The sequence below is a fragment of the Kitasatospora sp. NPDC101157 genome (assembly GCF_044768255.1).
Taxonomy (GTDB): domain Bacteria; phylum Actinomycetota; class Actinomycetes; order Streptomycetales; family Streptomycetaceae; genus Kitasatospora.
On record NZ_JBIWPL010000032.1, the window covers coordinates 27,386 to 50,668 of the forward strand.

The 23,283-nt window shown below is 70.9% G+C and carries 18 protein-coding genes; 4 read left to right on the top strand and 14 right to left on the bottom strand.

The features are described 5' to 3' along the window. Positions 1–39: 39 nt before the first annotated feature. On the top strand, positions 40–1,173 hold the full coding sequence (locus ACIRVF_RS37675) for a hypothetical protein (RefSeq protein ID WP_402828620.1): 1,134 nt from the start codon (positions 40–42) through the stop codon (positions 1,171–1,173). Positions 1,174–1,825: 652 nt separating this feature from the next. On the opposite strand, the gene menC is transcribed toward ACIRVF_RS37675, so the two are convergent. The 11 genes from menC to ACIRVF_RS37730 form a co-directional block, all read right to left on the bottom strand. Then, entirely contained in the window at positions 1,826–2,929 is a 1,104-nt protein-coding gene (menC, locus tag ACIRVF_RS37680) for an o-succinylbenzoate synthase (RefSeq protein ID WP_402828623.1), read from the bottom strand. Then, entirely contained in the window at positions 2,926–3,744 is an 819-nt protein-coding gene (locus ACIRVF_RS37685) for a GNAT family N-acetyltransferase (RefSeq protein WP_402828626.1), read from the bottom strand. Before ACIRVF_RS37685 ends, menC begins: the two co-directional genes overlap by 4 nt. After that, on the bottom strand, positions 3,741–4,811 hold the full coding sequence (locus ACIRVF_RS37690) for a M20 family metallopeptidase (protein WP_402828715.1): 1,071 nt from the start codon (positions 4,809–4,811) through the stop codon (positions 3,741–3,743). Before ACIRVF_RS37690 ends, ACIRVF_RS37685 begins: the two co-directional genes overlap by 4 nt. 246 nt (positions 4,812–5,057) lie before the next feature. Continuing rightward, positions 5,058–6,083, bottom strand: a complete 1,026-nt coding sequence (locus ACIRVF_RS37695) for a dipeptidase (protein ID WP_402828629.1) — start codon at positions 6,081–6,083, stop codon at positions 5,058–5,060. A gap of 57 nt (positions 6,084–6,140) precedes the next feature. Next, positions 6,141–6,833, bottom strand: coding sequence for an ABC transporter ATP-binding protein (locus tag ACIRVF_RS37700; RefSeq protein ID WP_402828632.1), 693 nt, complete (start codon positions 6,831–6,833; stop codon positions 6,141–6,143). Beyond that, positions 6,833–8,647 (bottom strand): dipeptide/oligopeptide/nickel ABC transporter permease/ATP-binding protein, encoded by a 1,815-nt coding sequence (locus ACIRVF_RS37705; RefSeq protein WP_402828634.1) that lies wholly within the window; start codon positions 8,645–8,647, stop codon positions 6,833–6,835. Before ACIRVF_RS37705 ends, ACIRVF_RS37700 begins: the two co-directional genes overlap by 1 nt. Next, on the bottom strand, positions 8,647–9,645 hold the full coding sequence (locus tag ACIRVF_RS37710; RefSeq protein ID WP_402828637.1) for an ABC transporter permease: 999 nt from the start codon (positions 9,643–9,645) through the stop codon (positions 8,647–8,649). The genes ACIRVF_RS37705 and ACIRVF_RS37710 overlap by 1 nt, the downstream gene beginning before the upstream one ends. Next, the gene (locus ACIRVF_RS37715) at positions 9,642–11,219 is read right to left on the bottom strand and encodes an ABC transporter substrate-binding protein (protein ID WP_402828639.1); all 1,578 of its coding nucleotides are present in this window, start codon (positions 11,217–11,219) and stop codon (positions 9,642–9,644) included. The genes ACIRVF_RS37710 and ACIRVF_RS37715 overlap by 4 nt, the downstream gene beginning before the upstream one ends. Positions 11,220–11,502: 283 nt before the next feature. Next, entirely contained in the window at positions 11,503–12,408 is a 906-nt protein-coding gene (locus ACIRVF_RS37720; RefSeq protein ID WP_402828641.1) for a serine hydrolase, read from the bottom strand. Continuing rightward, positions 12,405–13,331, bottom strand: a complete 927-nt coding sequence (locus tag ACIRVF_RS37725) for a serine hydrolase (RefSeq protein WP_402828644.1) — start codon at positions 13,329–13,331, stop codon at positions 12,405–12,407. The genes ACIRVF_RS37720 and ACIRVF_RS37725 overlap by 4 nt, the downstream gene beginning before the upstream one ends. 25 nt (positions 13,332–13,356) lie before the next feature. Continuing rightward, positions 13,357–14,679, bottom strand: coding sequence for a serine hydrolase domain-containing protein (locus ACIRVF_RS37730; protein ID WP_402828647.1), 1,323 nt, complete (start codon positions 14,677–14,679; stop codon positions 13,357–13,359). Between the two features lie 172 nt (positions 14,680–14,851). On the opposite strand from ACIRVF_RS37730, the gene ACIRVF_RS37735 reads away from it, so the two are divergent. Then, on the top strand, positions 14,852–15,439 hold the full coding sequence (locus ACIRVF_RS37735) for an isochorismatase family protein (RefSeq protein WP_402828649.1): 588 nt from the start codon (positions 14,852–14,854) through the stop codon (positions 15,437–15,439). Between the two features lie 22 nt (positions 15,440–15,461). Here the strand turns inward: ACIRVF_RS37735 and ACIRVF_RS37740 are convergent, their stop codons facing one another. Next, positions 15,462–17,141, bottom strand: coding sequence for a PucR family transcriptional regulator (locus tag ACIRVF_RS37740; RefSeq protein WP_402828651.1), 1,680 nt, complete (start codon positions 17,139–17,141; stop codon positions 15,462–15,464). A 64-nt stretch (positions 17,142–17,205) separates the two neighbouring features. Then, positions 17,206–17,946 carry an aspartate/glutamate racemase family protein gene (locus tag ACIRVF_RS37745; RefSeq protein WP_402828654.1) on the bottom strand — a complete coding sequence of 247 codons (741 nt, stop codon included), beginning with the start codon at positions 17,944–17,946 and terminating at the stop codon, positions 17,206–17,208. A gap of 598 nt (positions 17,947–18,544) precedes the next feature. Between ACIRVF_RS37745 and ACIRVF_RS37750 the strand changes: the two genes are divergently transcribed. Both ACIRVF_RS37750 and ACIRVF_RS37755 read left to right on the top strand, forming a co-directional pair. Further along, positions 18,545–19,621, top strand: coding sequence for a pyridoxal phosphate-dependent decarboxylase family protein (locus tag ACIRVF_RS37750; protein WP_402828657.1), 1,077 nt, complete (start codon positions 18,545–18,547; stop codon positions 19,619–19,621). A 1,004-nt stretch (positions 19,622–20,625) separates the two neighbouring features. Further along, a complete protein-coding gene (locus ACIRVF_RS37755) occupies positions 20,626–21,870 on the top strand; it encodes a tyrosine-type recombinase/integrase (RefSeq protein ID WP_402828660.1) in 1,245 nt (414 codons plus the stop codon). A gap of 91 nt (positions 21,871–21,961) precedes the next feature. On the opposite strand, the gene ACIRVF_RS37760 is transcribed toward ACIRVF_RS37755, so the two are convergent. Next, positions 21,962–23,053 (bottom strand): hypothetical protein, encoded by a 1,092-nt coding sequence (locus ACIRVF_RS37760; RefSeq protein WP_402828663.1) that lies wholly within the window; start codon positions 23,051–23,053, stop codon positions 21,962–21,964. Positions 23,054–23,283 lie beyond the last annotated feature (230 nt).

The following is a 23,283-nucleotide window of genomic DNA, read 5'->3' on the forward strand; positions in this document are numbered from 1 at the left end:
TAGCGCTTGACCGGCGGACTCTGGCGCGGAGGGACCCTCGTGATAGATCTCAGCAGTTACGAACTGGTCTGGCCCGCCGACCTCTTCATCGCCGAGGGCAACCACATCGCGGCGTCCGGGCGGCGGGACTGGACGTCCAGGGCACAGTGGCTGCTCACCGAGGCCTTCCAGGGATCGAGTGCCTGCTCGGACTTCGACAACCTGCCCGCCGAGGCGCCGAAGAGCGACGACCCATGGGGCCAACCAAGCGCCACCGCTTGGGGGAAGACCGCAGTGTTGACGCAGCGCACGTGGTTCCGTGAGCTGATCGACCGGGCCACGGAGATCCGGCAGTTCACCGAGCCCCGCCCCTACTGGCCGCAGCGCAAGGCCGTCACCGGCCCCGTCGCTCCCGCACGTCCAGATGCGGTGAGGCTCGACTTCGCCCGGCTGATCATCGAACTCCAGGGCAAGGGCTACCTCGTCGAGCACTTCGGCGAGGAGTGCGTCGACGTCGACGAGGAACTACCCAATCCGGCCGAGGTCCTGGAGCGTCGTCTGGGTATCGGGCAGCTGTGGCCGCTCAAGCCGGTGGATTGGGACGAGGACACCTTCTTCGGCCTGGTCGAGGTATTCCACGACCTCGTCTCCCGCCCACGCGACCGCAGCTACCACAACTGGAACCAGTGCGGCTGGCACCACCAGGAATTCCACACCGGTCCTGCGCGGGTGCTGTACCGGTGGCGGGTGAACCGGCTTCTTGCCGGTGCCGGGGTCCACTACCGACTCGCGGACGAAGGTGAGGACCAGGGCCGGCTCGTCGCCGTCACCGACGACGCACGAGCCGACCTCGTCCACCGCGCCCTGACCGCCGCCGACCCCGACATCCAGCAGCGCACCGCGCACGCGATTGCCCTCTACCGCGGTCGCGGCGCGGCCGTCGAGGAGAAGCGCTCCGCGATCATTGCCCTTGCCGGGATCCTCGAGGAGCGGCGCGACCTGATCCGTGCCGAGCTCGGCAAGCCCGACGACGGGGTCCTGTTCCAGATCGCCAACCGCTTCGAGATCCGCCACCGAGACGCCAGCCAGCAGGAGGACTACGACCCAGCCTTCCTCGACTGGATCTTCTGGTGGTACCTCGCCACAGTCGAACTCACCACCACCCTCGTCCAGCGGCAGCAGATCGTCGGTTGACACGTCTGTGCGTCCGCCATCCTCGGCAACCGCCGGGCGCCCAGAAGGCTCTCGGTGTCCAGCGGCTGCTTTTCTGGTCGGTTCCGCCAGATCCTGGGCTTCTCCCGCGCTTCGGCCTGCACTCCGTCAAACTCGGTCCACGCTCAAGAGAATGAGCACCTCCCGTCGCTTGGCTTCATTGATCGCCCCCTCTCCCTACGGCCTCCTATCTCGCGGATTGGAGGCGTGCTGGGGGATGTCGACATCGCGTTCGCGAGTCGGCTCGTACCGGCATCGTCACCCGACCCGAAACTCCCTCGGCCCAGCTTCCACGCGGCCGGGACTGCTGTGAAGAGGACGAGGCCAGCTCCCAGCGTGGGTGGCCGGGAGCCGGCCTCGCTTGCGTCTTGGCCGGATGGATCGCTGAGCCCCGCGTGCCTTGTGGGCGATCACGCTGCGAAGGGCTGGCTATGGAGTTCACGGGTGCGTGTGTGAGTGCCACCGGATGTGCGGCTTAGGGGTGTGCCTGCCCCTCTACTGTCGCGGTTGAGCAGGGTGCTTCTCCCGTGCCGGAGACTGAAGTTCGGCCTGGAGTTTGGTAGCTGCGTACGATCCTGCTACAGGGCCTGTGCGGCCAAGTCTGTTTCCAGGCGACGATCGGCCCGGCGTCGCGTCAGACAGTGATCCACTCGGTGGAGGTGGTCACTTCCTCCAGGAAGTCAGGCAGCGGCTCGACGCCGAGGCCGGGGCCGGTGGGGACAGTGAGGTGGCCGTCGGTGAGCACGAACGGCTCGGTGATGTCGGTGGCGAAGTAGCGGCTGGAGCCGGAGGTGTCGCCGGGGAGGGTGAAGCCGGGCAGGGCGGCGAGGGCGACGTTGGCGGCGCGGCCGATGCCAGTCTCCAGCATGCCGCCGCACCAGACGGGGATGCCGTGGGCGTGGGCGATGTCGTGGATGCGTCGGGCTTCGAGGTAGCCGCCAACGCGGGCCGGCTTGATGTTGATGACGGAGCAGGCTCCGAGGGAGATCGCGGCCGCCGCGTCGGCGGCGGACTCGATGGACTCGTCCAGGCAGATCGGGGTGCGCAGCAGCTTGGCGAGCTGGGCGTGCTGGACCAGGTCGTCGTTGGCGAGGGGCTGCTCGATCAGGAGCAGGCCGAAGTCGTCGAGTTTGGCGAGGTGTTGGGCGTTGACGAGGGTGTAGGCGGCGTTGGCGTCGACCTGGAGCAGCAGCTCGTCACCGAAGCGTTCGCGGACGGCGCGCACCGGCTCCAGGTCCCAGCCGGGCTCGATCTTGAGCTTGATGCGGGCGTAGCCCTCGGCGATGAATCCCTCGACAGCGTCGAGGAGTTGGGGGATGGAGTCCATGATGCCGACCGAGACGCCGCAGGGGACGCGGTTACGGTCCGCGCCGAGGTAGGAGCCGAACGACTCCCCGGTCATGCGCAGGTGGGCGTCGAGGACGGCGGTCTCCAGCGCGGACTTGGCCATGCGGTGGCCGGTGAAGGGTTCCAGGACGCGGCCGACCGTGTGGGCGTTGACACCGTCCTTGGGCAGGGCGGGGATCAGGAACTTGCGCAGGACGTCCTGGGCCGCGTCCACGTACTCGGAGCAGTAGCGGGGTTCGGACATGGCGGCGCATTCGGCCCAGCCCTCGCCCTCAGAGGTCACGACGCGCACCAGGAGCACATCGCGGCTGGTCTCGATGCCGAAGGAGGTGCGGAAGGGGGCGAGGAGCGGGAGGTGGATGCGGCGCAGTTCGATGCCGGAGATCTTCATCGGCGGTGGCTCCCGGTGTGCGAAGGGGCGGAGGTGGTGGTGGGTCGTTGGACGATGTAGGAGCGGCGGTCGTGGAAGCCGGTCACGCGGGCGCCGTCGGCGAGCAGGGTGCCGAGGGTGTGCCGGACGGCTTGGCGCCAGGCGCGGGCTGCGCCCGGGTCCTTGCGGCGCAGGGTCTCGATGTCGTCGGGGAGGTCGATCAGCAGGGTGGTGGCGTCGGTGGTGAGGACCTCCGGGTGGCCGTCATGGTCGCGCAGTGCGTGGGCGGTGCCGGCGGGAAGGGAGGTCGGGGTGTGCTCGCCGCGGGCCGCGGCCTCGACGGCGGGTGCGTCGAGGTGCCAGCAGGCCAGCACGCGGTCCGATTCGTCCCCGGCGTTGATGGCGTCGCCCATCGCGCCGTAGAAGGACGGCAGATACTCCTCAGGGCGGGCGCCGAGCTTGACGAGGTTGAAGTAGGCGTTGCGGCGGATCAGCGGGTCGTAGGTCCAGGTGATCTGCTGCAGGCCGCGGTCCTGGGCCCAGCGGCGCTGGTGGAGCTTGAGGGCAAGTCCGATGCCGCGGCCGGCTGCGGCGCCGGTGATGTGGGAGTGGAGGGTGGTACCGGCGGGGGCGGCGAAGAAGGCAATGGATGCGCCGACCATGCGGGTGTCCTCGTAGGCGGCGGCCACGTAGTTGCCGGCGTGCGCGAGGGCGCGCATGACCTCGATCGAGACGGGGCTGCCACCGTCCTCGGTGCCCCAGATGCCGGCGTAGAGCCGGTCAATGGCTTCGAGGTCGTCGATCTCGTGGAGTTCCCGCACGGTGAGTGGGGTCATCGCATGGCTCCAATGAGGTGGGCCAGAAGCTGGGCGCGTCGTGGCAGGTGGGCGGTGAGGACGTGCTCGTGGTCGGCGTGGGCGCCGTCTCCCACCGCGCCGAGGCCGTCCAGGGTGGGGCAGCCGACGCCGGCGGTGTAGTTGCCGTCGGAGGCACCGCCGACGGCGAGCCGACGGAGCGGTCCGTAGTCGAGCCGGGTGGCGAGTTCGTCGGCGAGGGTGAACAACTGTGCGGAGGCGGCGGCTTCCAGAGGTGGGCGGTTGGGGCCACCGCTGATCTCCAGGCTCGCGCCGGGCAGGTGCGATGCCAGGGAGCGGACGAGGCGGTCGACGGTGTCCTGTGCGGCGAGGGTGGGCACGCGGACGTCGATGTTCAGTTCGGCGCGGGCGGGAACGGTGTTGTTGGCGCTGCCGGCCGACATGAGGGTCGGCGTCAGCGTCGTGCCGTCTCCGGTGTGCGCGGCGATGACGTCCAGCGCGAGGATTTGGTGGGCCAGTTCGATCGCCGCGTTGACGCCCTTCTCGGGTTCGAGGCCGGAGTGAGCGGCGCGGCCGTGGACGGTCAGGTCGTAGATGGACACGCCCTTGCGACTGGTCTTGAGCGCGCCGCCGGGGCCGGATGGCTCTAGAACGAAAGTGGCGGCGCACTGCTGTGCGAGGTCCTCGATGAGCGTGCGCGAGGTGTCGGACCCGGTCTCCTCGTCGCCGGTGACCAGGATGCACACGCCCTCCAGCGAGGGCAGCAGGGTCAGCGCATGGAACATCTGCACCAGTCCGGCCTTCATGTCGAAGACGCCGGGGCCGCGAGCGATGCCTTGGTCGACGGACCAGGGGTGGGTGGCCAGCGAGCCGGTCGGCCAGACCGTGTCGTGGTGGCCGAGCAGCAGGATGCGCGGGGCGCCGAACGTCCACTGGACGTGGGTGATGCCGCCGGTGACCAGGGTGTGCGGTTGGGCGCCGAGCAGGCGGGCGCCTTGGGCCGCGACGGTGCGGGCGCTGCGGGCGACGGCCTCGTGGTCGGCGGAGTAGGACTCGCAGGTGACGAGCTCTTCCAGGTCGGCCAGCATGGCGTCGAGGTCGGGCGGGTGCTCTGTCGAGGGGGCAGGTGATCCGAGGTCAACCGGCAAGGGACAGTCCTCCAGGGTGGGTTGACCATCACGTTAGGCACCGTCAGGGGCGCGGAGTTCGTGGTCGGATCACAACCTGGGGAGCAGATTCGTTCCCCCGCCCCAACCGCCGGCCGGCGGTTCGATCCGCAACGGGCGCTGCCCGGAGGCGGAGGCCGGCCGGGCACTGTGCGGGCAGTCGGGACCTCAGCCCATGTGGTCGCTCATGAGACGGCGCAGGTTGCCGCCGAGAACCTTGAGGATGTCCTGCTCCGGCATGCCGCGCGCCACGAGTGCCTCGGTGACCAAGGGCATGCCGGCCGGGCCTTCCAGTCCGGGGAAGTCGAACATCGGGTCCTCGTCGTCGAGGGACTCGCAGCAGGGCGGGGTGACGTCGGTCATGACCTCGCGGACGAAGTCAGCCCCGAGGCCGACGTGGTCGATGCCGGCGATGGCGGCGACGTGCTCGATATGGTCGACGATCCGGTCCGGGCTCACTTCTTCCTGACGGTCCGTCAGGAAATCAGGGACGAAGTTCACGCAGACCACGCCACCGGTGGCGGCCACACCGCGGATCTGATCGTCGGTGAGGTTGCGGTGATGGTCGCGCAGCGCCCGGGCGCAGGAGTGGGTGGCGATCAGCGGGCGGGTGGCGAGTTCGAGGACGTGGGCGACGCCGCTGGCGCCGAGGTGAGAGATGTCGAAGAGCATGCGCAGGCGTTCCATCTCGCGCAGCGCCTCGACGCCCGGAACGGTCAGCCGGCTGCCGGTGGCGTCCTCGCGGCTGCCGTCGGCGAGCGGGGTGCGGCCCCAGTGTGCGATGGAGGCGATCCGCACGCCGAGCCGGTGGAGCGTCGAGAACAAGTGGACGGAGGCGTCGATACCGGGGGCGCTCTCCAGGGCCAGCACGAGTGCGATCTTGTCCTGGGCGAGGGCGGCGTCGATGTCGCTGCCGTCGAGGCACAGCGCCACCTCGTCGCCGTTCTCCTCGGCCAGGACGTGGGCGCATTCGATCATGCGCAGGGTCTGGCGCAGGGCGCCCTCGGGCCGGTACTGGTCGTCGATGAAGACCGGCAGGACCTGGAGGTCGATGCCGCCTTCGCGCAGCTGCGGCAGCCAGCGTTCCCGGAAGAAGGCCCCCCAGCGCTGGGGTGGGCGGGCGGCGACGGCAATCAGCAGGTCGTTGTGGGCGTCGGCGACGACGGCGCGGCGATGCAGGGCCGGCGAGTTCAACGGTGGTTCCTCCGAAGGGAGTGGGCCCGGCGGGCGGTCCGCCGGGCCGGTAGACGGTCAGGTGCGGGCAAGGGTGGGGACGGCATCCAGCAGCGAGCGGGTGTAGGCGTCCTCGGGGCGGCCGATCACGTCGTCGACGGGCCCGGCCTCCACGAGCCGGCCGGCGCGCATGACGGCGACGGCGTCGCAGACGTAGCGCACCACGGCCAGGTTGTGGGAGATGAACAGCATGGTCAGGCCGAGTTCGGCGCGCAGGTCGCGGATCAGGTTGAGCACCGCGCCCTGGACGGACACGTCGAGGGCGGAGGTGATCTCGTCGGCGATCAGCACGTCCGGCTGTGCCGCCAGTGCCCGGGCGATGGCGACCCGCTGGCGCTGCCCGCCGGACAGCTCCTTCGGGTAGCGGGTGGCGTAGGCGGCTGGCAGGGAGACGAGTTCGAGCAGGCGCGCGACCTCGTCGTCCCGGTGGCGGCGCGGTCCGCGGACCCCTTCGGCGATGGCGTCGCCGATGCTCATCCTCGGGTTGAGCGAGGAGTACGGGTCCTGGAAGACCATCTGGATGCGTCCGGCCTCGACGCCGGAGACGCTGCCGCGGTAGGGCACGAGACCGGCGACGGCTCGCGCGAGGGTGGACTTGCCGGAGCCGGACTCGCCGACCAGGCCGGTGACGGACCCCTCGGCCACGCCGAGGGTGACATCGTCCACCGCTGTGAAGTGGCCGAATCGGACGGTGAGTTCGTTGATGAGCATCAGGCCTCCCAGCAGGCGACCAGGTGGTCGGCGTCGCGTTCAGTGAGGGCGGGCCGCTCGGTGCAGCGGTCGGTCGCCAGTGCGCAGCGGTCGGCGAAGGCGCAGCCGGTGCCGATGTCGGCGGGTGAGGGCTGGCGGCCGGGGATGGTGGTGAGCGGGCGGGAGCGGTCGGTGTCCATGTCGGGCATGGAGCCGATCAGGGCTCGGGTGTAGGGGTGGCGGGCGCGGTGCAGGGCGTCGGCGGGCAGTTCCTCGACGACGCGTCCGGCGTACATGACCTGGACGCGGTCGCACAGCTCGCTCACGACGGCGATGTCGTGGGAGATGAACAGCGCGCCGGCTCGCGTGTCGTCGACGACTTCGCGCAGTACCCGCAGTACCTCGCGCTGGACGGTGACGTCCAGGGCGGTGGTCGGTTCGTCCGCGATGATCAGGCGGGGGGTGCCCATCAGGCCCATGGCGATCACGGCGCGCTGGCGCATGCCGCCGGACAGCTCGTGCGGGTGCTGCCTGATGACCTGCTCCGGCTCCTTGATGTGCACGCGCCGCAGCCGCTCGATCGCCCGGTCGCGGGCCTCGGCGCGGCTCGCGCCGTCGTGCAGGGTGGCGACCTCGGCCAGCTGGCCACCGACCCGCAGCGCCGGGTTGAGCGAGGAGGTCGGGTCCTGGAACACCATCGCCAGGGAGGACCCGAGAAGCTTGCGGCGCTCGGCCGCGCCGAGGGTGTCCAGGTCGGTTCCGCACAGCCGCATCCGGGCGCTGCCCGTGAGGCCGGGGTGGGGGACGATCTGTCCGATCGCAGCGGCGGTCATGCTCTTGCCGCTGCCCGATTCGCCGACCAGGCCCACGATCTGACCGGGGTGGACGGTCAGGGACAGCTCGCGCACGGGGGTGACACCGCCGGGGAACGCGACGGTGAGGTCGCGCACCTCCAGGATGGCGTCGGGCAGCGGCAGTTCCTCGGCGCGGGCCACGACGGGCGGGACGGGCTTGGCGGCGGTCGCGGTGGTGCGGCCGGCGGCCTTGGCGAAGGTGTCGCCGAGCAGCATGAAGCCGAGGCCAGCAAGGGTGACCGCGACGGCGGGGGCGATCACCACCGACGGGGTGACGTAGACGTGCCCGAAGGCGTCGTTCAGCAGCCGGCCCCAGTCGTAGGAGGGGGCCTGGACGCCCATGCCGAGGAAGGACATCGCGGACAGGCCGAGCAGCGCGGAGCCCATCGCCTGGGCGGCGTTGAGGATGAGCGGCTCGGCAATGTTGGGCAGCACGTGCCGGGTCAGGATGCGGTGGCGCGGCACGCGGAGCATGCGGGCGGCGGCGACGTAGTCGGAGCCGGTGACGGACGCGGTCAGGGTGTGGGTGAGCCGGGCGAAGGTCGGGGCGAGCGCCACGCCGATGCCGAGCACGGCGCCACGCCCACCCAGGCCCACCACGACGGCGGTGAACATCGCCAGCAGCAGTGCGGGGAAAGCCACCAGCAAGTCGACCGCAGCGGTCACGGCGCGTGCGACCGGGCGGGGCAAGACGGCGGGAGCGGCTCCGAGCAGGATGCCGGCACCGGTGCCGATCAACGTGGCCACGAACGCCAGGCCCATGGTCAGCCGGGTGGCGGCCAGGGTGCGGGCCAGCATGTCGCGGCCGAGCGCGTCCGTGCCCAGCAGGTGCGCGGAGGAGGAGCCTTGACTGATCTGCTGCGGGTGAATCGCGTTCGCCGCACCGCTCCAGATGAGCGGCCCGACGAGGGCGAGGCCGACCATGGCGGTGACGAGGATGGCGCCCAGCAGTCCCACGGGGTTCTTCATCAGGCGGCGCATCAGCCCTCCTTGCGGGTGGTGGCCGAGTGGGCGGACTTGGGGTCGATGACCGCGAGCAGGACGTCGACGAGGAAGTTGACCAGGAGCACCAGCGCGCCGTAGACGAGGATCATGGCCTGCGCCACCGGGTAGTCCTTCTGCGTGATCGCCTCGACGGTGCGAAGCCCCAGCCCCGGCCAGGCGAAGACGCTCTCCACCAGGACGCTGCCGGTGATCAGTCCGCTGAGCAGCAGGCCGCCCATGGTGAGGGTGGCGGTCAGGGTGTTCGGCAACAGGTGCACCGCGTACAGCCGCCAGGCCGGCAGGCGTTTGGCGCGGGCCAGGCGCATGTAGTCGGTGTCGAGTTCCCGCAGCGTCTCGACCCGTGCCAGGCGGGCGATCATCGCCGCGGGCGCGATGGCCAGCGACGTGACCGGCAGCAGGTAGGAGCTCGGGCCGGTGAGCCCGGCCGGCGGCAGTACACCGAGGCCCAGGGCGAAGACGAGCAGCAGCGCCAAGCCGTACAGGTACTCGGGGATGGCGACCGCGGCTCCGGTGACGGTGGTGAACGCGGTCTCGGTGCCGCGCCCGCGGCCGTTGTGGGTGCGCACGGCCGCCCACATGCCGGCCGGCACGGCCGTGGCGAGGGCGAGGGCGGTCGCGAGGACGGCAAGCGCCAGGGTGTTGGGCAGGCCCTCGCGGATGATGTCGGCGACGGATTGGGCGGAGAAGAACGAGGTGCCCAGATCGCCGTGGACCAGGTGCTGCACGTAATGGACGAACTGCACGATCAGCGGGTCGTCGAGGCCGAGTTCGTGGCGGCGGGCCTCGATCAGCTCCTTGGGAGCGGTCGGGCCGAGCATCCGGCGCAGCGGGTCGCCGGGGATGAGGTGGATCATCGCGAACGAGGCGACGACCAGCACCGCCAGCGACAGGGCCAGGCGCAGCAGGTGCCGGGCGAAGAACAGCGGGGTCAGTCGCCGGGTGCGCCGGCGCTGAACGGAGCCGGGGGCGGTCACTTGGTGCCTCCGGTCATGCGGATCGAGGTCGGGTCGAACAGACCGCCGGTGATGCGGAAGGTGGCGTCGTGGGAGGCGGTGGTGAGGGTCTTGTCGACCACCGGGATCAGGTCCGCGCTGTCGAACAGCGCGCTCTCGGACTGGTTCCACAGGGCGCAGCCGCTTGCGCCGGGCAGGGTGACGGCCTTGGCGGTGAGGTCCTCGTAAGCCTTGTTGGTCAGGTGGGCGAAGTTGCCGCCGTCGGGGGTGAAGGGGCCGGACAGCAGCCCGGTGAGCTGGGTCGGCAGGGTGACCCCGAGCGGTGCCCAGTCGACGTCCCAGTCCTGGGTGACGGATTCGACCTCGTTGTAGGCGGCGTCCGAGACGGCCCGCAGCTGGACGTCCACGCCGACCTGGTGCCAGGCGTCCGCGAGGTATTCGGCGGCGGCGGCCATCGTCTCGCCGGAGGAGGCCGAGTAGATCATCCGGATGGTCAGGCGCCGACCGTCCTTGGTCCGGGCGCCGGAGCCGCTGCGGTGCCAGCCGGCCGCTTCCAGGGCGGCCTCGGCCGCGTGGGCGTCGAAGGCCGGCAGGTGCCCGGTGACGGTGTCTCCGGGACAGGGTCTGGGGTCCATGATCAGTCCGGTGGGCGCCGTGCCGGTGCCGCCGGTGGCGATCGCGCCCAGGTCCTTCAGGTTCACGGCCTGGAGCAAGGCTCTTCGCACCGCCGGGTCGCTGCCGGGGTGGCCGGGGCCCTGGTGGAAGAAGAACTCCTGGGTGCCGTTGTTCTGCGCGCTCGTGGTCAGGCCCGGCACGTTGGTGACCCGGGCCCGGTCCGGCCCGGACAGCTGGGCGCCGTTGAGCTGGTGGGACAGCAGCAGGTTCGCCGTCGTGGATTCGTTCCCGATGACCTTCAGCACCACGCTGCCCGGCATGGCCGGATCCGAGGTGGTTGCCCCGCCGGGGCCCCAGGTGTAGTCGCGGCGCCGGGCGAAGGTGTAGCTCTGGTTCGGCTTGGCGGAGGTGAGCTGGAAGGCGCCCGATCCGGAGGTGCCGCTCTTCAGCAGCGAACGGTCCTTCAGGCCCTGGCCGCAGACGACGAACAGGTAGCGGGTGCTCTCCAGGATGAAGGAGAACGGCGTCGGCGTGGCCAGGGTGACCGTGCCGGCGCTGTCGTCGGCCTTGGCGGTCAGTCCCTCGGGGATGACGACGCCCAGGGCCGGGGACTTGGTGGCAGGGTCGGTGATGTACGAGACGTTCTCGGCGACGGTGGACGGGGTGACCGGGCTGCCGTCCGCGCAGGTGACGCCGCGGCGCAGGGTGAAGGTGACCGAGTCCGGGGTCACCGACCAGTGGTCGGCCAGGCCGGAGACGATGCTGCCGTCCGCGCCGGTGTTCACCAGCGTGTCGTAGGCCAGCGACAGGGCGGTGTAGGTGGTGGTGTCCTGTACCTGGGCGGGGTCCAGCAGACCGGGGTCGCTCTTGATCGCGAAGGTGAAGGGGTCACCACCGACCGAGCCGGCCGGGGCGGCGCCGCAGCCGGCGGCGAGCAGCGACGCGGCGAGACACGCGGCAGCCGCTTGCGCTCTTCTCATGGGGGCTCCTTGGGGGCGGAGAGTTGCCCCAGAGTCGCGGCTACCTGCCGGTCGTGGTTCGGACGGGAGAACAAAAGGCACGGCGCGACTTAGTCGTTCCACCCCAAGCGGAACGCCGCGCACCGCACCGGGTCCGGGTAGCGGTGTGCCCCGGGCTCACGCGCGCGAGCACCGGGGCACGGATCGGACACAGACGAAGGTAACCGATGCCGCGCTGGGGGTGCCCCGGCCGGGGCACCCCCGTCTCCTTCGCGCACACCGCTGCCGACCCCCGTGCGGCAGCTCAGGCGCGTAGGTGGTCGATGACGGCGCGGGCGGCCAGGCCGATGGCCCGGTCCGCCCGCGGCTGGCGCGGCGCCGTGGTGTGGGTGCGCAGGAACACGCCGACGGCGTAGCGGCGCCCGTCCGGGTACTCGACGAGGCCTGCCTCGTTGCGAACGGTGAAGTCAGTGCCCGTCTTGCCCGAGATCCTGATCCCGTCGCCGAAACCGGAGACCAGGCGGTGCTGCCAGACCTGCTGGGCCATGATCGCCCTCACTTCGGCGCACGCGTCGGCCGGGCCGGCCTGGTCGCGCCAGATCGCGGCAAGCAGGGCGGTGACCTCGCGCGGGGTGCTCGACGGACTGCGCTCGGGGTCGTTCGCACTGAGCGCCAGCAGGCGATTCTCGGGGACACCGACAAGCTGCTCGTCGATCGGGCTGCCGGGTGCCAGACCGAGGTCGCGACGGATGTCGTCGTCGAGAGAGGCGCAGGACGCCACTCCGAAGTCGGGGAACCCCAGTGCAGCCAGCGTGGCCTTCACCCGGTCCAGGCCCACGAGGTTCAGCAGCACGTCGGTGGCGGCGTTGTCACTGATCGTCATCATCAGGAACGCCAGGTCGCGCGCGCTCATCTCGACGTCGTAGCGGCCGCCGTCGGTGCCGCTACCGCCGGCCCGGTGGGCGGCGGTGACGGTGTGCCGCCCGGCCCGGTCCAGCTGCCCGGTGGCGGCCTGGCGGGCGTACTCCAAGGCGATCGGGATCTTGAAGACGGAGGCCAGCAACACGCGGTCGTCGGCGCCGAAGCCGAACTCGGCGCCGCTGTCGAGGTCGCGGGCGTGGACGAACCCGTCGACGTCGGCCTCGGCGAACAGGTCGGCGAGCACCGATTTCAGCTGCTCGGCGGTGCCGGGCTGAGCGGCTGCGGTCATGCCTTCTCCTCAAGTGGTGTGCGGTCGCGGCGCAGCTGGTCGACGGCGGTGCGGGCGGCCCGGCCGATCGCGGCGTCAGCGGCCGGGTTGCGCCCGCTGAGGGCAGGGGTGCGCAGGAACACGGCGACGGCGTATCGACCGCCGTCGGGGTACTCGACGACGGCGGCCTCGTTGAGGACGCCCCACAGCGAGCCGTTCTTGGCTGCGACCTTCACGCCGTTGTCGAAGCCGGCCAGCAATCGGTGCTGGGACAACTGGTGGGACATCAACTCGCGCACCTCCGCACAGGCCTCGGCCGGTCCCGCCTCGTCGCGCCAGATCGCGGTCAGCAGGGAGGTGATCTCGCGCGGCGTGCTGGAGGCCGACCGGGTGGGGTCGAGCATCGCCAGCCCGCGGATCCGTTCCTCGCTCACCTTGGTGAGCTGGGCGTCGAGATCGCCGTCCGCGTCCAGGCCGAGCTCCGCCCATACCGGATCCCACAGGTCCCGGTAGCGGCCCACCGGCATGCGCGGGCAACCGATCTCGGCGGCCAGGGCACGGACCTGGTCTGTGCCGAGGAGTTCCATCAGCTTGTCGGTGGCGGCGTTGTCGCTCATCGACATCATGAAGAACGCCAGATCGCGGGTGCTCATCGCCACGTCGTGCAGGCAGCTGTCGGTGCCGATGCCGCCGCCCTCGCGGTTGACGGCCGTGATGGTGTGGCGCGCGGCGCGGTCCAGGGTGCCGGCGGCTGCCTGGCGGGCGTAGGCGAGGGCGACCAGGATCTTGCGGACGGAGGCGACGATGACCGGGGCATCGGGGCGCCAGCCGGTCTCGGCGTCGGTATCGACGTCGCGGGCGTGGACAAAGCCTTCCACGCCGGCATGGTCGAAGATCGCCTGCAGTTCGGCCGCCGGGTCGCCGGCCGGGGGTGGGAAGGTCATGGGGTTCTCGGTCCGATCGTGTCCGTCAGCGGCGCTTCGGGGTGGCGCGACCGCTGTAGTGCAGGTAGGAGGTGCCGTCCGGGCGGTCCTCGAAGACGACGGGGATCCAGGTGGGGTCGTCATCGCTGCAGCCCACGAAGGTGGACGCGTCGACGGCGGTCAGCTCCAGGGTGCGCGGCTGGGCGAGACCGGCGAGCATGCCGGTCGGCTCGGTGGTCATCCGCAGGCCCTGTGCATGCTGGGTGACGCCGATGCGGCTGCCAGCACGCTCGTAGACGCCGGTGAACGGGTCGACGTCCACCGCGACCGGCTGCGCCGGCGGGGCGAGCGGCGCAGGCACCTGTACGTCCTGCAGCGCGGCGAGGAGCTCGGTCACCAGGCGGTGCTGGAAGTCGATGCTGTTTCCGCCGTTGGTCAGCAGGGCGATGACGGTGCCGAGGTCGGGCAGCATCCAGAGCATGGCGTGCTGGCCGATGGTGTCGCCGCCGTGCGAGGCCACCTGGTGGCCGTCCCACTCGTCCAGGCTCCAGCCGATGCCCCACCACCGCCCGCCGTCATGGGGGTTGGGCAGGTCGGCCTGCGGCCTGCGCATCGCGGCCGGGTCGGCGAGCAGCGCGCCCGGGGTGAGGTGGGCGCGGCCGAAGGCGACCACGTCGGCGGCCCGGGCGCAGATCAGCCCGGCCGGGCCGACCGACCGCGGCAGTCCCCACGCGGGAGCCGGGCGGCCGTCGCGGTGGCCCATGGCCGCGCCGAACCGCAGCACGTCCTCCGGCAGGGTCCAGGTGTGGGTCAGCCCGAGGGGTTCGCAGATCTGCTCCCGCAGCGCCTGGTCCCAACCCTGCCCAGTGAGCCGCTCGATCAGGTGGCCTGCGATGACGAACCCGGAGTTGCAGTACGAGTGGGAGTCGCCGACCGGGAAGGCCTGCTCCAGCTCGGCACACGCCTGGACGTAGCGTGCGAGGCAGTCGTCACCGCGGCCGGTGTCCAGGAACAGGTCCCCGTCGATGCCCGAGGTATGGGTGAGCAGGTGGCGCACCGTGATCGCCTTCGTCGCTTCCTCATCCCGCACGCGGAACTCCGGCAGTACCTCTACCACCGGGGTGTCCAGCGTGACGCGGCCCTGCTCGGCCAGCAGCATCAGCTGGGTCGCGGTCCACACCTTCGTCACGGACCCGATCTGGAACAGCGAGTCGGTCCGCACCGGCGCGCCAGTGTCGGTGTTGAGTACGCCAGTGGCGTACTCGCGCAGCTGGCCGTCGTGCCAGACGGCGAGGCTCGCACCGGGCACCTCGCAGTCGGCTGCCAGCGCGGCCAGGCGCGTCTGCCAGTGCTGGGTCTCGGTCTGCACGTGGCCCTCCGGGGGTGAGTCGATGGAACTGGGCGGGAGCCTATGCGGCGGCGGGTCGGCGTCGTTGGTGGTCGGGTACGAAGTGGCGGTCACGGGCTTGGGCGCCGGGACGACTCGGCGGCCGAATGCGCTCTCTAGGGTGGCGCCGAGCCCGAATGATGAGGAGACGGACGTGCCGCTGATCGAGCGTGACGACTCGGCCCTGGTGGTCATCGACGTACAGGACAACTTCTACCCGCCGCGGCGCCTGGACGTGGACCGGCTGCGCTTCGACGAGATGGTGCAGCGGATCGCATGGATCACCGCGATCGCCGACCGGTTGGAGGTCCCGGTGGTCGTCACGGAGGAGGACCCCGCCCACAGCGGTCACACCGTGCCGCAGATCCGCGGCGTGTTGCCCGCCAAGGCCGTGACCCTGCCGAAGAATGCCTTCGCCGTGTGGGACAACCCGGACATCGCCGCCGCGATCGAGGCCACTGGCCGCACCACCATGGTGCTCGTCGGCATCGAGACGGACATCTGCGTGGCCCACTCGGCGATCCAGTTGCACGAGGCCGGCAAGCGCGTCGTGGTCGTCGACGACGCCACCTACTCGCCGAACGCCGCGCACGAGCGCGGGCTGCGCCGCCTGGACTCGCTGGGCATCGAGCGGCTGTCCACGAAGGAGCTCTTCTACGACTGGGTGCGCACCATCGAGGCCGCCGACGCCTTCCACGACGCGAACCCCGGCCTGGTCGTGCCGCCGGGCGTGCGGCTCTGAGCTGACGCCCGGCCCGGCCTGCTCAGCCAGCAGGCACCGCGTCAGGGTCCGCGCCGTCGGCACGGGCCCCGATGCCGTTGTGCGGGCCCAGCAGCCGCAGCTGGAGCATGGCGGCGAAGCGGGCGGCCGGGTCCTGCAGGTCGATCTGGCCGACCTCGGCGACGCGGCGGATGCGGTAGCGGAAGGTATTGGGGTGGACGAACACGCTGGCCGAGGCGGTGATGATGTCCCCGAACGCCTCCAGCCAGGCTCGCAGTGTCTCCACCAGGTGGGCGTTGTGCTTGGCGTCGTAGGCGGCCAGTAGGGCCAGCGGGCCGGTCAACTCGTCCCGGTTGGCCGCAGCCAGGTCCTTCATTTCCAGCAACAGCGCGTCGGTGTAGAGGTCCGCGATCGAGGCGACCTGCAGGTCCGTGCGGCTGTTGAACAGCACGCGCAGCGCACGGTCGGCGTTCGTCCGGGACCGGGCCAGTGCCGCCGGCTCGCCAGCCACCGATCCGACCGCGATGACTGCGCCCGCGCGCTCCCCGGTGCGCTGCAGGAAGTCGGCGCCGACCTGGACCGCACGGTCGCGTCCGCGCGTCGGATCGCCCGGCACCGGCAGCAGCGCGTACGCGGTCTCGCCGAGCAGCGCGACGGCCGAGCGCGGCTGAACGGCGGTGAGGTGGACGGCGAGCGCGCTGGCCAGGCGCTGGCGGTCGGCGGTGAGCTGGGCGTGGTCCTCGTCCGGGCGGTGGGCCAGCCCGAGGGCCATGACCAGCACCGGTTCCCCGGCCAGCCCCAGGCGTCCCAGGGCCTCGGCCGCACCCGCACCGCCCTCCAGAGCGGTGGCCACCAGGTCGGCGCGCAACCGGTTCTCCGCGTCCGCTCCCGCCCGCACCCGCAGCATGTGCAGGGCCACGAGCTTGGCTGCCTCCTTGAACGCGTTCTCGCGGGCCGTGGTGAGCGGTTCCCGAACCGCCGCCCACATCGAACCGAGGATCTCGTCGCCCGCGCGTACCGCGATCGCTACGCGGGGGATGGCCGTCTCACCCTCGCTGATCGTGGCCGGATCGATCTTGACGGGGTCCTCGCTGCGGTAGATCTCCTTGAAGACGCCACGGCTCTCCAGGATCCGCACGTATCCGTCAGGCACCTGCCGGGCGAGGATGGTGGCCACCCGCGAGGAGTCGGCCTCGTCCTGCCGGCCGGAGAAGGCGAGGATCCGCTGGCGCCGGTCCTCAATGGTGATGGGCGCGTCGAGCAGCGTCGCCACCGCGTTTGCGAGCGCGAACAGGTCTCCGGACGGTACCCCGCCGAGGGTGTTCCCGCTCTCCTCCCCGATGTCGCCCTCGGCGAGGAGGGTGCGCAGCATCGCCGCCAGCTGGGCCCAGGAAGCACCCGGGGTGAGGGCGAGCAGCGCGATCCCGCTCTGCTCGGCCGCCTGGACGAGCCCGGGCTCGTCCTCGACCGGGCCGCGCACGACCAGCGCCGCAGCCTGCTGCGCGGCCAGGGCGCGCAGAGCCTGCTCGATCTGGTCGATCCCCCGCACGCCGGGGGCGAGCACGATCGCGTGCGGCGGGTACTGCTGCTCGTCGTGGGGATCGTGGATCGCCACCCCACCGATCTCCGGCACCTGGTCCGCGTCCCCATGGACCAGGTCCAGGAGGGTGGAGCCGAGGTCGTCCACGACACGGCTCAGGCTTCTTGGGGGGTGCGTCGGCATGTGGCTGATCATCTCCGCAGGCTAGGACCGTCGGAGCCCCGCAGGTCGGTACGTGCCGACAAGGCTAACCGGCCGCGTTCGTCGCCCCACACGAAGTCGGGCGTGGGGATCGCCACAGCCGGGCCAGAATGGCGTCCACGAGCGCGTCCGTGGAATCGACCAGCGGAAGCAACTGTGAAGCCGGGCCGCTGACCAGCGGGATCTCCGTGCAGGCGGCGATCGCTGCCTGCGCCCCCTGCTTCTTCAGCACGGTGGCCGCCTCAGCGATCAACTCTTCGGCCTCGGCCAGTCGGCCACCCGACTTCACGATCCCGATCGCCGGATCCACACACTCCTGCTGGACCTCCAGCGGCACCTGCACCACCGCCACGCCGAGCCGCTCGCCGGCCCGCTCGTACAGGCCGGCCGTGCGCGTGCCGCAGGTGGCGAGCACACCCACCCGCTTCACTCGTAGCACCGCGCTGCCCACCGCGGCCTCGACCATGTCCAGGACCTCGACCCCGACGGCTCGCGAGACCTGGCCCAGGTAGGCGTGCGCCGTGTTGCACGGCACCGCGATGCAGCTCGCCCCCGCCCGCCGCAGCCACCGTGCCCCCTCCACCAGCGCTGGCACCGGGGAGGGGCCCTCGCCCAGCAGCGCCGCCGTCCGGTCCGGCACCCGCGGGTCGGCCCACATCAGCACCGGAAGGTGCTCCTGATCGGCGCCGGCCGGGGTGCGCTCAACGAGCCGACGGTAGAAGTCGGCCGTCGCCAGCGGCCCCATGCCGCCGAGAATGCCCAGCACCGGGACCTGGCTCTTGCTCACGGGATGCCGCCTTTCGGACTGAATCGGGCTTCCCCGATCCTGACCGCCCGTACCGCACAGTGGCTTGTCGTCAGCCCCCAATCTCACGCGACCGGTTCGGACCGCACTCCAATCCGGTACCTCGACATAGGCGACCCCGCTCACCCGCGCCCCCGTGGATCGGCTGTTTGGCCGCCGCAACGAACTCACCACCGCACACCGGTACCCAGCACCCAACACAAGCCCAGGCCCGGCCGGATTCACTGAGCCCCGGGCCCAGCGGCCCGACAGCGGCGTACCGCATACGGCCGAATGCCGCGCCGCACCGCACCACCGACGCGAAGGCACGCCATGCACACGCACGACCCTGCCCTGACCGACCTCGTCCTCACCCACGTCCGCGCCGTGCTCCGCGGTGGACCGGCGCCGCTGAACCAGCCCGGACAGAAGGACAAGCTCGACGCGGCCCTCGCCGGACTGATCACCGCCGACGGCAACGACCCCGCCGAGGTCATGCGCCTCTACACCGACCACCTGGCCTCGACGGTCGTACCGTGCGAAACCGCGGTTCCTGTCCTTCATCCCCACCGCGCCCACCCAGGCCGCCCAGCTGTTCGACATGGTGGTCTCCTCCACCTCGGCGCAGGGCGTGTCCTGGCTGCTGGCCTCGGGCCCGATCGCCGCCGAGAACCAGGTCCTGCGCTGGATCGCCGATCTCGCCGCGATGCCCGAGGACGCGGGCGGCTGCTTCGTCTCCGGCGGTTCGGCCGCCAACCTGTCCGCCCTGGTCACCGCCCGCGAAACCGCCCGGGTCCAGCGCGGGCGCGGCGCCCATCAGCGGACCAGGATCGCCCTGTCCGACCAGGCACACTCCTCCATCGCCAACACCCTACGCATCATCGGCGTCGAGCCGCTCCTCGTCCCCACCAGCGGAGACCGACTGACCGGCCAGCGCCTGCGCGCCACCCTGACCGCCGACCCGGACTCCGACGACGTGATCGCCGTCGTCGCCATCGCCGGAACAACCAACGCCGGCATCATCGACGACCTCGATGGGATCGCCGGCGTGGCCCAGGAGTTCGGCCTTTGGCTGCACGTCGACGGCGCCTACGGCGGCGCCGGTCTGCTCGCCCCCAGCGTCCGCGACCGTTACCGCGGCATCGAGCACGCCGACTCCCTTGTCATCGACCCCCACAAGTGGCTCTTCGCCCCTCTCGACTGCGCCGCCCTGCTCTACCGCGACCCCGCCAAAGCCAAAGCCGCCCACGCCCAACACGCCTCCTACCTCGACGTCCTGGAAACCGACAGCCAAACCGCCTGGAACCCCGCCGACTACGCCCACCACCTCAGCCGCCGAACCCGCGGCCTTCCCCTGTGGTTCTCCCTAGCCATCCACGGCACCCAGGCCTACATCGACGCCATCGAACACGCCCTCACCCTCGCCCGCCAAACAGCAGAGCTCATCCGGTGCACCTCGCAGTTGGAGCTGATCCGCGAACCGGAACTGACCGCCGTCCTCTTCCGCCGCCGGGGCTGGTCCGCACGGGACTACCACACCTGGTCACAACGGCTCCTGGCCAGCCAGATCGGCTACGTCGCCCCCACCGGCTGGCAGGGCGAAACCGTCGCCCGCTTCGCCTTCCTGCACCCCCACACCACACTCGACGATGTCCGGGACATCATCGCCACGACGTGACGTCAAGTCGACACCCGTCGAGATCCGGAGACCACAACAGCGGAACCGCCATAGCCCGCTGAACCGCCTGTCAATCGATCGTCGAGGGGTTGGCGGCGCCCTTCTCCACTCCGCCATCGACCCCGCCGCGGCCGCCTCGCAGTCCAGGTCATCCAGGAGGCCAACGGTGTCAAAGCCTTTTCCTACAAAGCCCCACCCTCCCGGCGAAGGCGCCACCCCGCATGACGCCGTTACCGGCCTCGTGCGCCACGCCCTGCACATCACGGACAGCCTGCTGTCCGCCCCGACACCCTGCGCGACCAGATCGACGACGCGCACCAGACCCTCGCCAAGCTCGGCGACGACGCACCCGACCTCGCCGACATCGAGGTGCGCCTGACCCCGCTCGACCCCACGGCCCCGACCGCGACCTCCAGAAGACCCCCGACCGGAATCCACAGCTGCTGGCTCCTCCACATCGAGTCACGACGACCTCGACGACGAGGACGACCCAGACGCCGATGCCGAGGACTGGGACGACAAGCAGACTGAGCAGCAATAGCAGCGCGGCCGTGCACGCCCAGCTCGTCCGCGAAACCGCCGCCGCCCACCACGATCGGCCCCCCTTCCCCCCTCTGCCCGGACACAGCGGCAACCCTGCGGCTCCTCACCGTAAGCCGCAGGTCAGAGCCCCAACTCTGCATTGGTGATCGCACGGTGGTTGCATCCGATCACCCGGACATGAAACCTGTCCAAGGCCGAGACGACCGACCATCCGGGGCGTGGGAAGGGCAGTCCGACCGGGTCCGGGGTCGCCGCCCGGTGGACCACAACGGGGCGGACTCAGACGTCCCGAGGGATCAAACCGGCGCTCTGGAGCAGGCAGCCGGGTCGCTCCCCCGACACGATCGCCGGCTGCGCGCCGCGAGGCGCCCAGTGCTTCGCACGCCGGTGCTCCTCTGCTCATGAGCAGGTGGCTGGTGGGCACCTGTCTCACCACGATCACCTGACACAGGGAGAACTTGATGAGCACCTGTCCCACCCGTGGCCGCGTCTACCGCCGCTGCGGCTGCCGCGACAAGAGCCACCGGCAGTTGGGAGCCTCGTGTCCGACGCTGCGCGCCGAGGCAGCGCACGGGAGTTGGGCGTACGCGGTGGACCTGCCGTCCCCGGAGGTGGGACGCAAGACCCGCCGCCGCAGCGGCTACCGCTCGGAACAGGACGCGAGGTACGCGCTGGAGCTCGTGCTGGCCGCGGAGCGGATCGGGGTCTTCGAGGACCCGAAGATCACCGTGGGCAGCTACCTGCTCGAGTGGCTCGCGTTGAAGGAGAAGACCCTCAAGGCCTCCACCTACGCGAACTACCACGCGTACGTCCACAAGGACCTGCTGCCCACCTTCGGGCGGATCCGGTTGGTCGACCTGAAAGCCCAACACATCGAGAAGTGGAGCACCGACCAGCGCGCCGCCGGACGCGGACCGGTCGCCGTCTACCGCGCCGGCGCCGTCCTGCGCAGCGCGCTCGGCCAGGCCGTGCGCGGCAAACGCCTGACCTACAACCCGGCCCGGCGCGCCATCAGGCAACGGCCGGCCTCTCCCGAGCGCCTGTGCTGGACCCCGCTGCAGGCCGCCGCGTTCCTTCGCCACAACGCCCAGACGTACGCGGACCAGCTCGGGGACCTGTTCGAGGTGATCCTGGCAACCGGTCTGCGGCGAGGCGAGGCACTGGGCCTGCACTGGACGGACGTGCACTTCATGGAGCGCAAGGTGTACGTCCGCTGGACCCTGTCCGCGGTCAACAACAACGAACTGCACCTGGGGCCACCGAAGACCAAGGCGAGCCTGAACTGGGTCAGCCTCAACACCCGGGCCATGGATGCCCTGCGCCGACAAGCCGACCACCAGCAGTCGCTGCTCCCGCCGGGCGCGCCACTGGAGGGACTCGTCTTCGCCGGGGTGGACGGCGCGCCGCTGCGGCCCCAGCACGTCCTCAATGAGCTGCGGCGGCGCACTGCCGAGATCGGGCTGCCGCGGATCGGGGTGCACGACCTGAGGCACACCGCCGCCACCATCATGATCACTTCCGGTGTGCCCATGGCGGTGGTCTCCAAGACCCTGCGGCACTCCACCCTGGCCACGACCATCAACATCTATGGACACCTGCTCAAGCACGCCGCGGACGAGGCGGTCAACGCTCTGGCCGACGCCCTCGCACACGCCGAGGCCGACCTCGATTCCGGCCGCCCTCACCGTCTCGGACGCGCTGCCTAATAATCGGAGTGCCGGTCTCCAGGCGCCATCGCACCTCACATACCGCTTGAGCCGCACCATGGGCCATTCGCTCGGGCTCGCGATCCGGTGGTCACACGCCCGAGCGGTCACCGTCTTCGTCCTCCACAGCGAGGGAAGCGCTGCGGAGAAGTTGATCAGCAACAGGGCCAGGCACCAGCAGGTCGACGGTCCCGGCGGACCAGTGCACAACCACCTGATACACGGCGAGGACACCGGCCTCCCACCGGGTCAGCCCGTCCTCCGACCCCTCGTCGCCATGGACGCGGTCGAGCGGCGGGAGATCCACCGCGACCGAACGGCAAGGAACCTCCGCGTGCTGCGCGGCCAGAGCACGCGCCCGGGCATTCCAGTCGTCAACAAGGTGGTCGAGCGCGTCGAGAGCCCCTGTGCGACCCCGCCGACGGGACCCGAACGCTCCGTAGACCACCGCCATCGCCGCAGCCCTGCCCACCTCGAGCCCGTCCCAGCCGGCCGCGCACTCGTGCCGCCAGCGAGCCCACGCATCCTGCACCAGCAACGAACCGCTGGGCCCCGGCCCGACCACGGCCGGCCCTTCATGGACCCCTGGAGACGACAAGGTCGCGGCGCAGGCCGCCTCCAGCAGAGCGGCCTCGTCCAGCAGTGAGGCCAGGCTCCGGCGCGCGCAGTCGACGGCCTCCTCGAGAGCTGCCCGCATCGGCTCGGCCCACGACGCCAGCCACGGGTAGGCCGCAGCGACCGTGTGGCTCTCCAGCAGCTGCGCCTGCAAGCGCAGCCACCTTCGACGCTGCCCATCACGCGCAACATCCGACTCCGCCCGCCCTACCGGCAGCATGACGGAGCCCGCCGGGAACTCCGCCTCATCGCCTGCGGCATCCACCCAGGCCGTCAACGACGTCAGAGACGACACCGCTTCCGCGAAGGCAACGAGCGGATGGTCACCCGGAATCGGCCACGCGCAATGCGGGCACAACTCCTCGACTGCGAGCGTCAGCGGTACTTCTGCACGCTCAACCGCTGGCGCGGATCGCAGCTGCCCGCAATCCGCCCCGCCATGAAACCTTCCCAGACCGGACGACGACCGGAAACAGGACAGCGGCAGGGCCTGAAACGGACCCAACGGAATACCAGCCGCGAAAATCTGACCCAGTCGAAGCCCGCGCAACTCCGAGCTCAGCATCACGACGCCAACCGAAGGCCACGAAGCCGAAGCGCGTATCGGTCCTCATCCGCCGCGGCCTGAGCGCTTATCAGCAGCCCGCGGCGCACGGACGGGCGCAGCGGGGCCCTTGTCGCATTCTCAAGGGGTAGCAGCAGCTCAGCAACCACGCCCGACCCCTGGGGATCGCGTGGTGGTCGCACCGGAACGATCACTCGGCAGGCTTCAGGCGAGGATCCCTGTCCAGCAATAGG

Coding starts and splice junctions, on each gene's coding strand:
- ACIRVF_RS37705 (WP_402828634.1), bottom strand. CDS start 8,647: ATGCGCCGCCTGATGAAGAACCCCGTGGGACTGCTGGGCGCCATCCTC.
- ACIRVF_RS37685 (WP_402828626.1), bottom strand. CDS start 3,744: ATGACCCCACTCACCGTGCGGGAACTCCACGAGATCGACGACCTCGAA.
- ACIRVF_RS37700 (WP_402828632.1), bottom strand. CDS start 6,833: ATGCTCATCAACGAACTCACCGTCCGATTCGGCCACTTCACAGCGGTG.
- ACIRVF_RS37740 (WP_402828651.1), bottom strand. CDS start 17,141: ATGCCGACGCACCCCCCAAGAAGCCTGAGCCGTGTCGTGGACGACCTC.
- ACIRVF_RS37690 (WP_402828715.1), bottom strand. CDS start 4,811: ATGCTGGCCGACCTGGAAGAGCTCGTCACCTGCGAGTCCTACTCCGCC.
- menC (WP_402828623.1), bottom strand. CDS start 2,929: ATGAAGATCTCCGGCATCGAACTGCGCCGCATCCACCTCCCGCTCCTC.
- ACIRVF_RS37725 (WP_402828644.1), bottom strand. CDS start 13,331: ATGACCTTCCCACCCCCGGCCGGCGACCCGGCGGCCGAACTGCAGGCG.
- ACIRVF_RS37750 (WP_402828657.1), top strand. CDS start 18,545: ATGGTGGTCTCCTCCACCTCGGCGCAGGGCGTGTCCTGGCTGCTGGCC.
- ACIRVF_RS37755 (WP_402828660.1), top strand. CDS start 20,626: ATGAGCACCTGTCCCACCCGTGGCCGCGTCTACCGCCGCTGCGGCTGC.
- ACIRVF_RS37715 (WP_402828639.1), bottom strand. CDS start 11,219: ATGAGAAGAGCGCAAGCGGCTGCCGCGTGTCTCGCCGCGTCGCTGCTC.
- ACIRVF_RS37720 (WP_402828641.1), bottom strand. CDS start 12,408: ATGACCGCAGCCGCTCAGCCCGGCACCGCCGAGCAGCTGAAATCGGTG.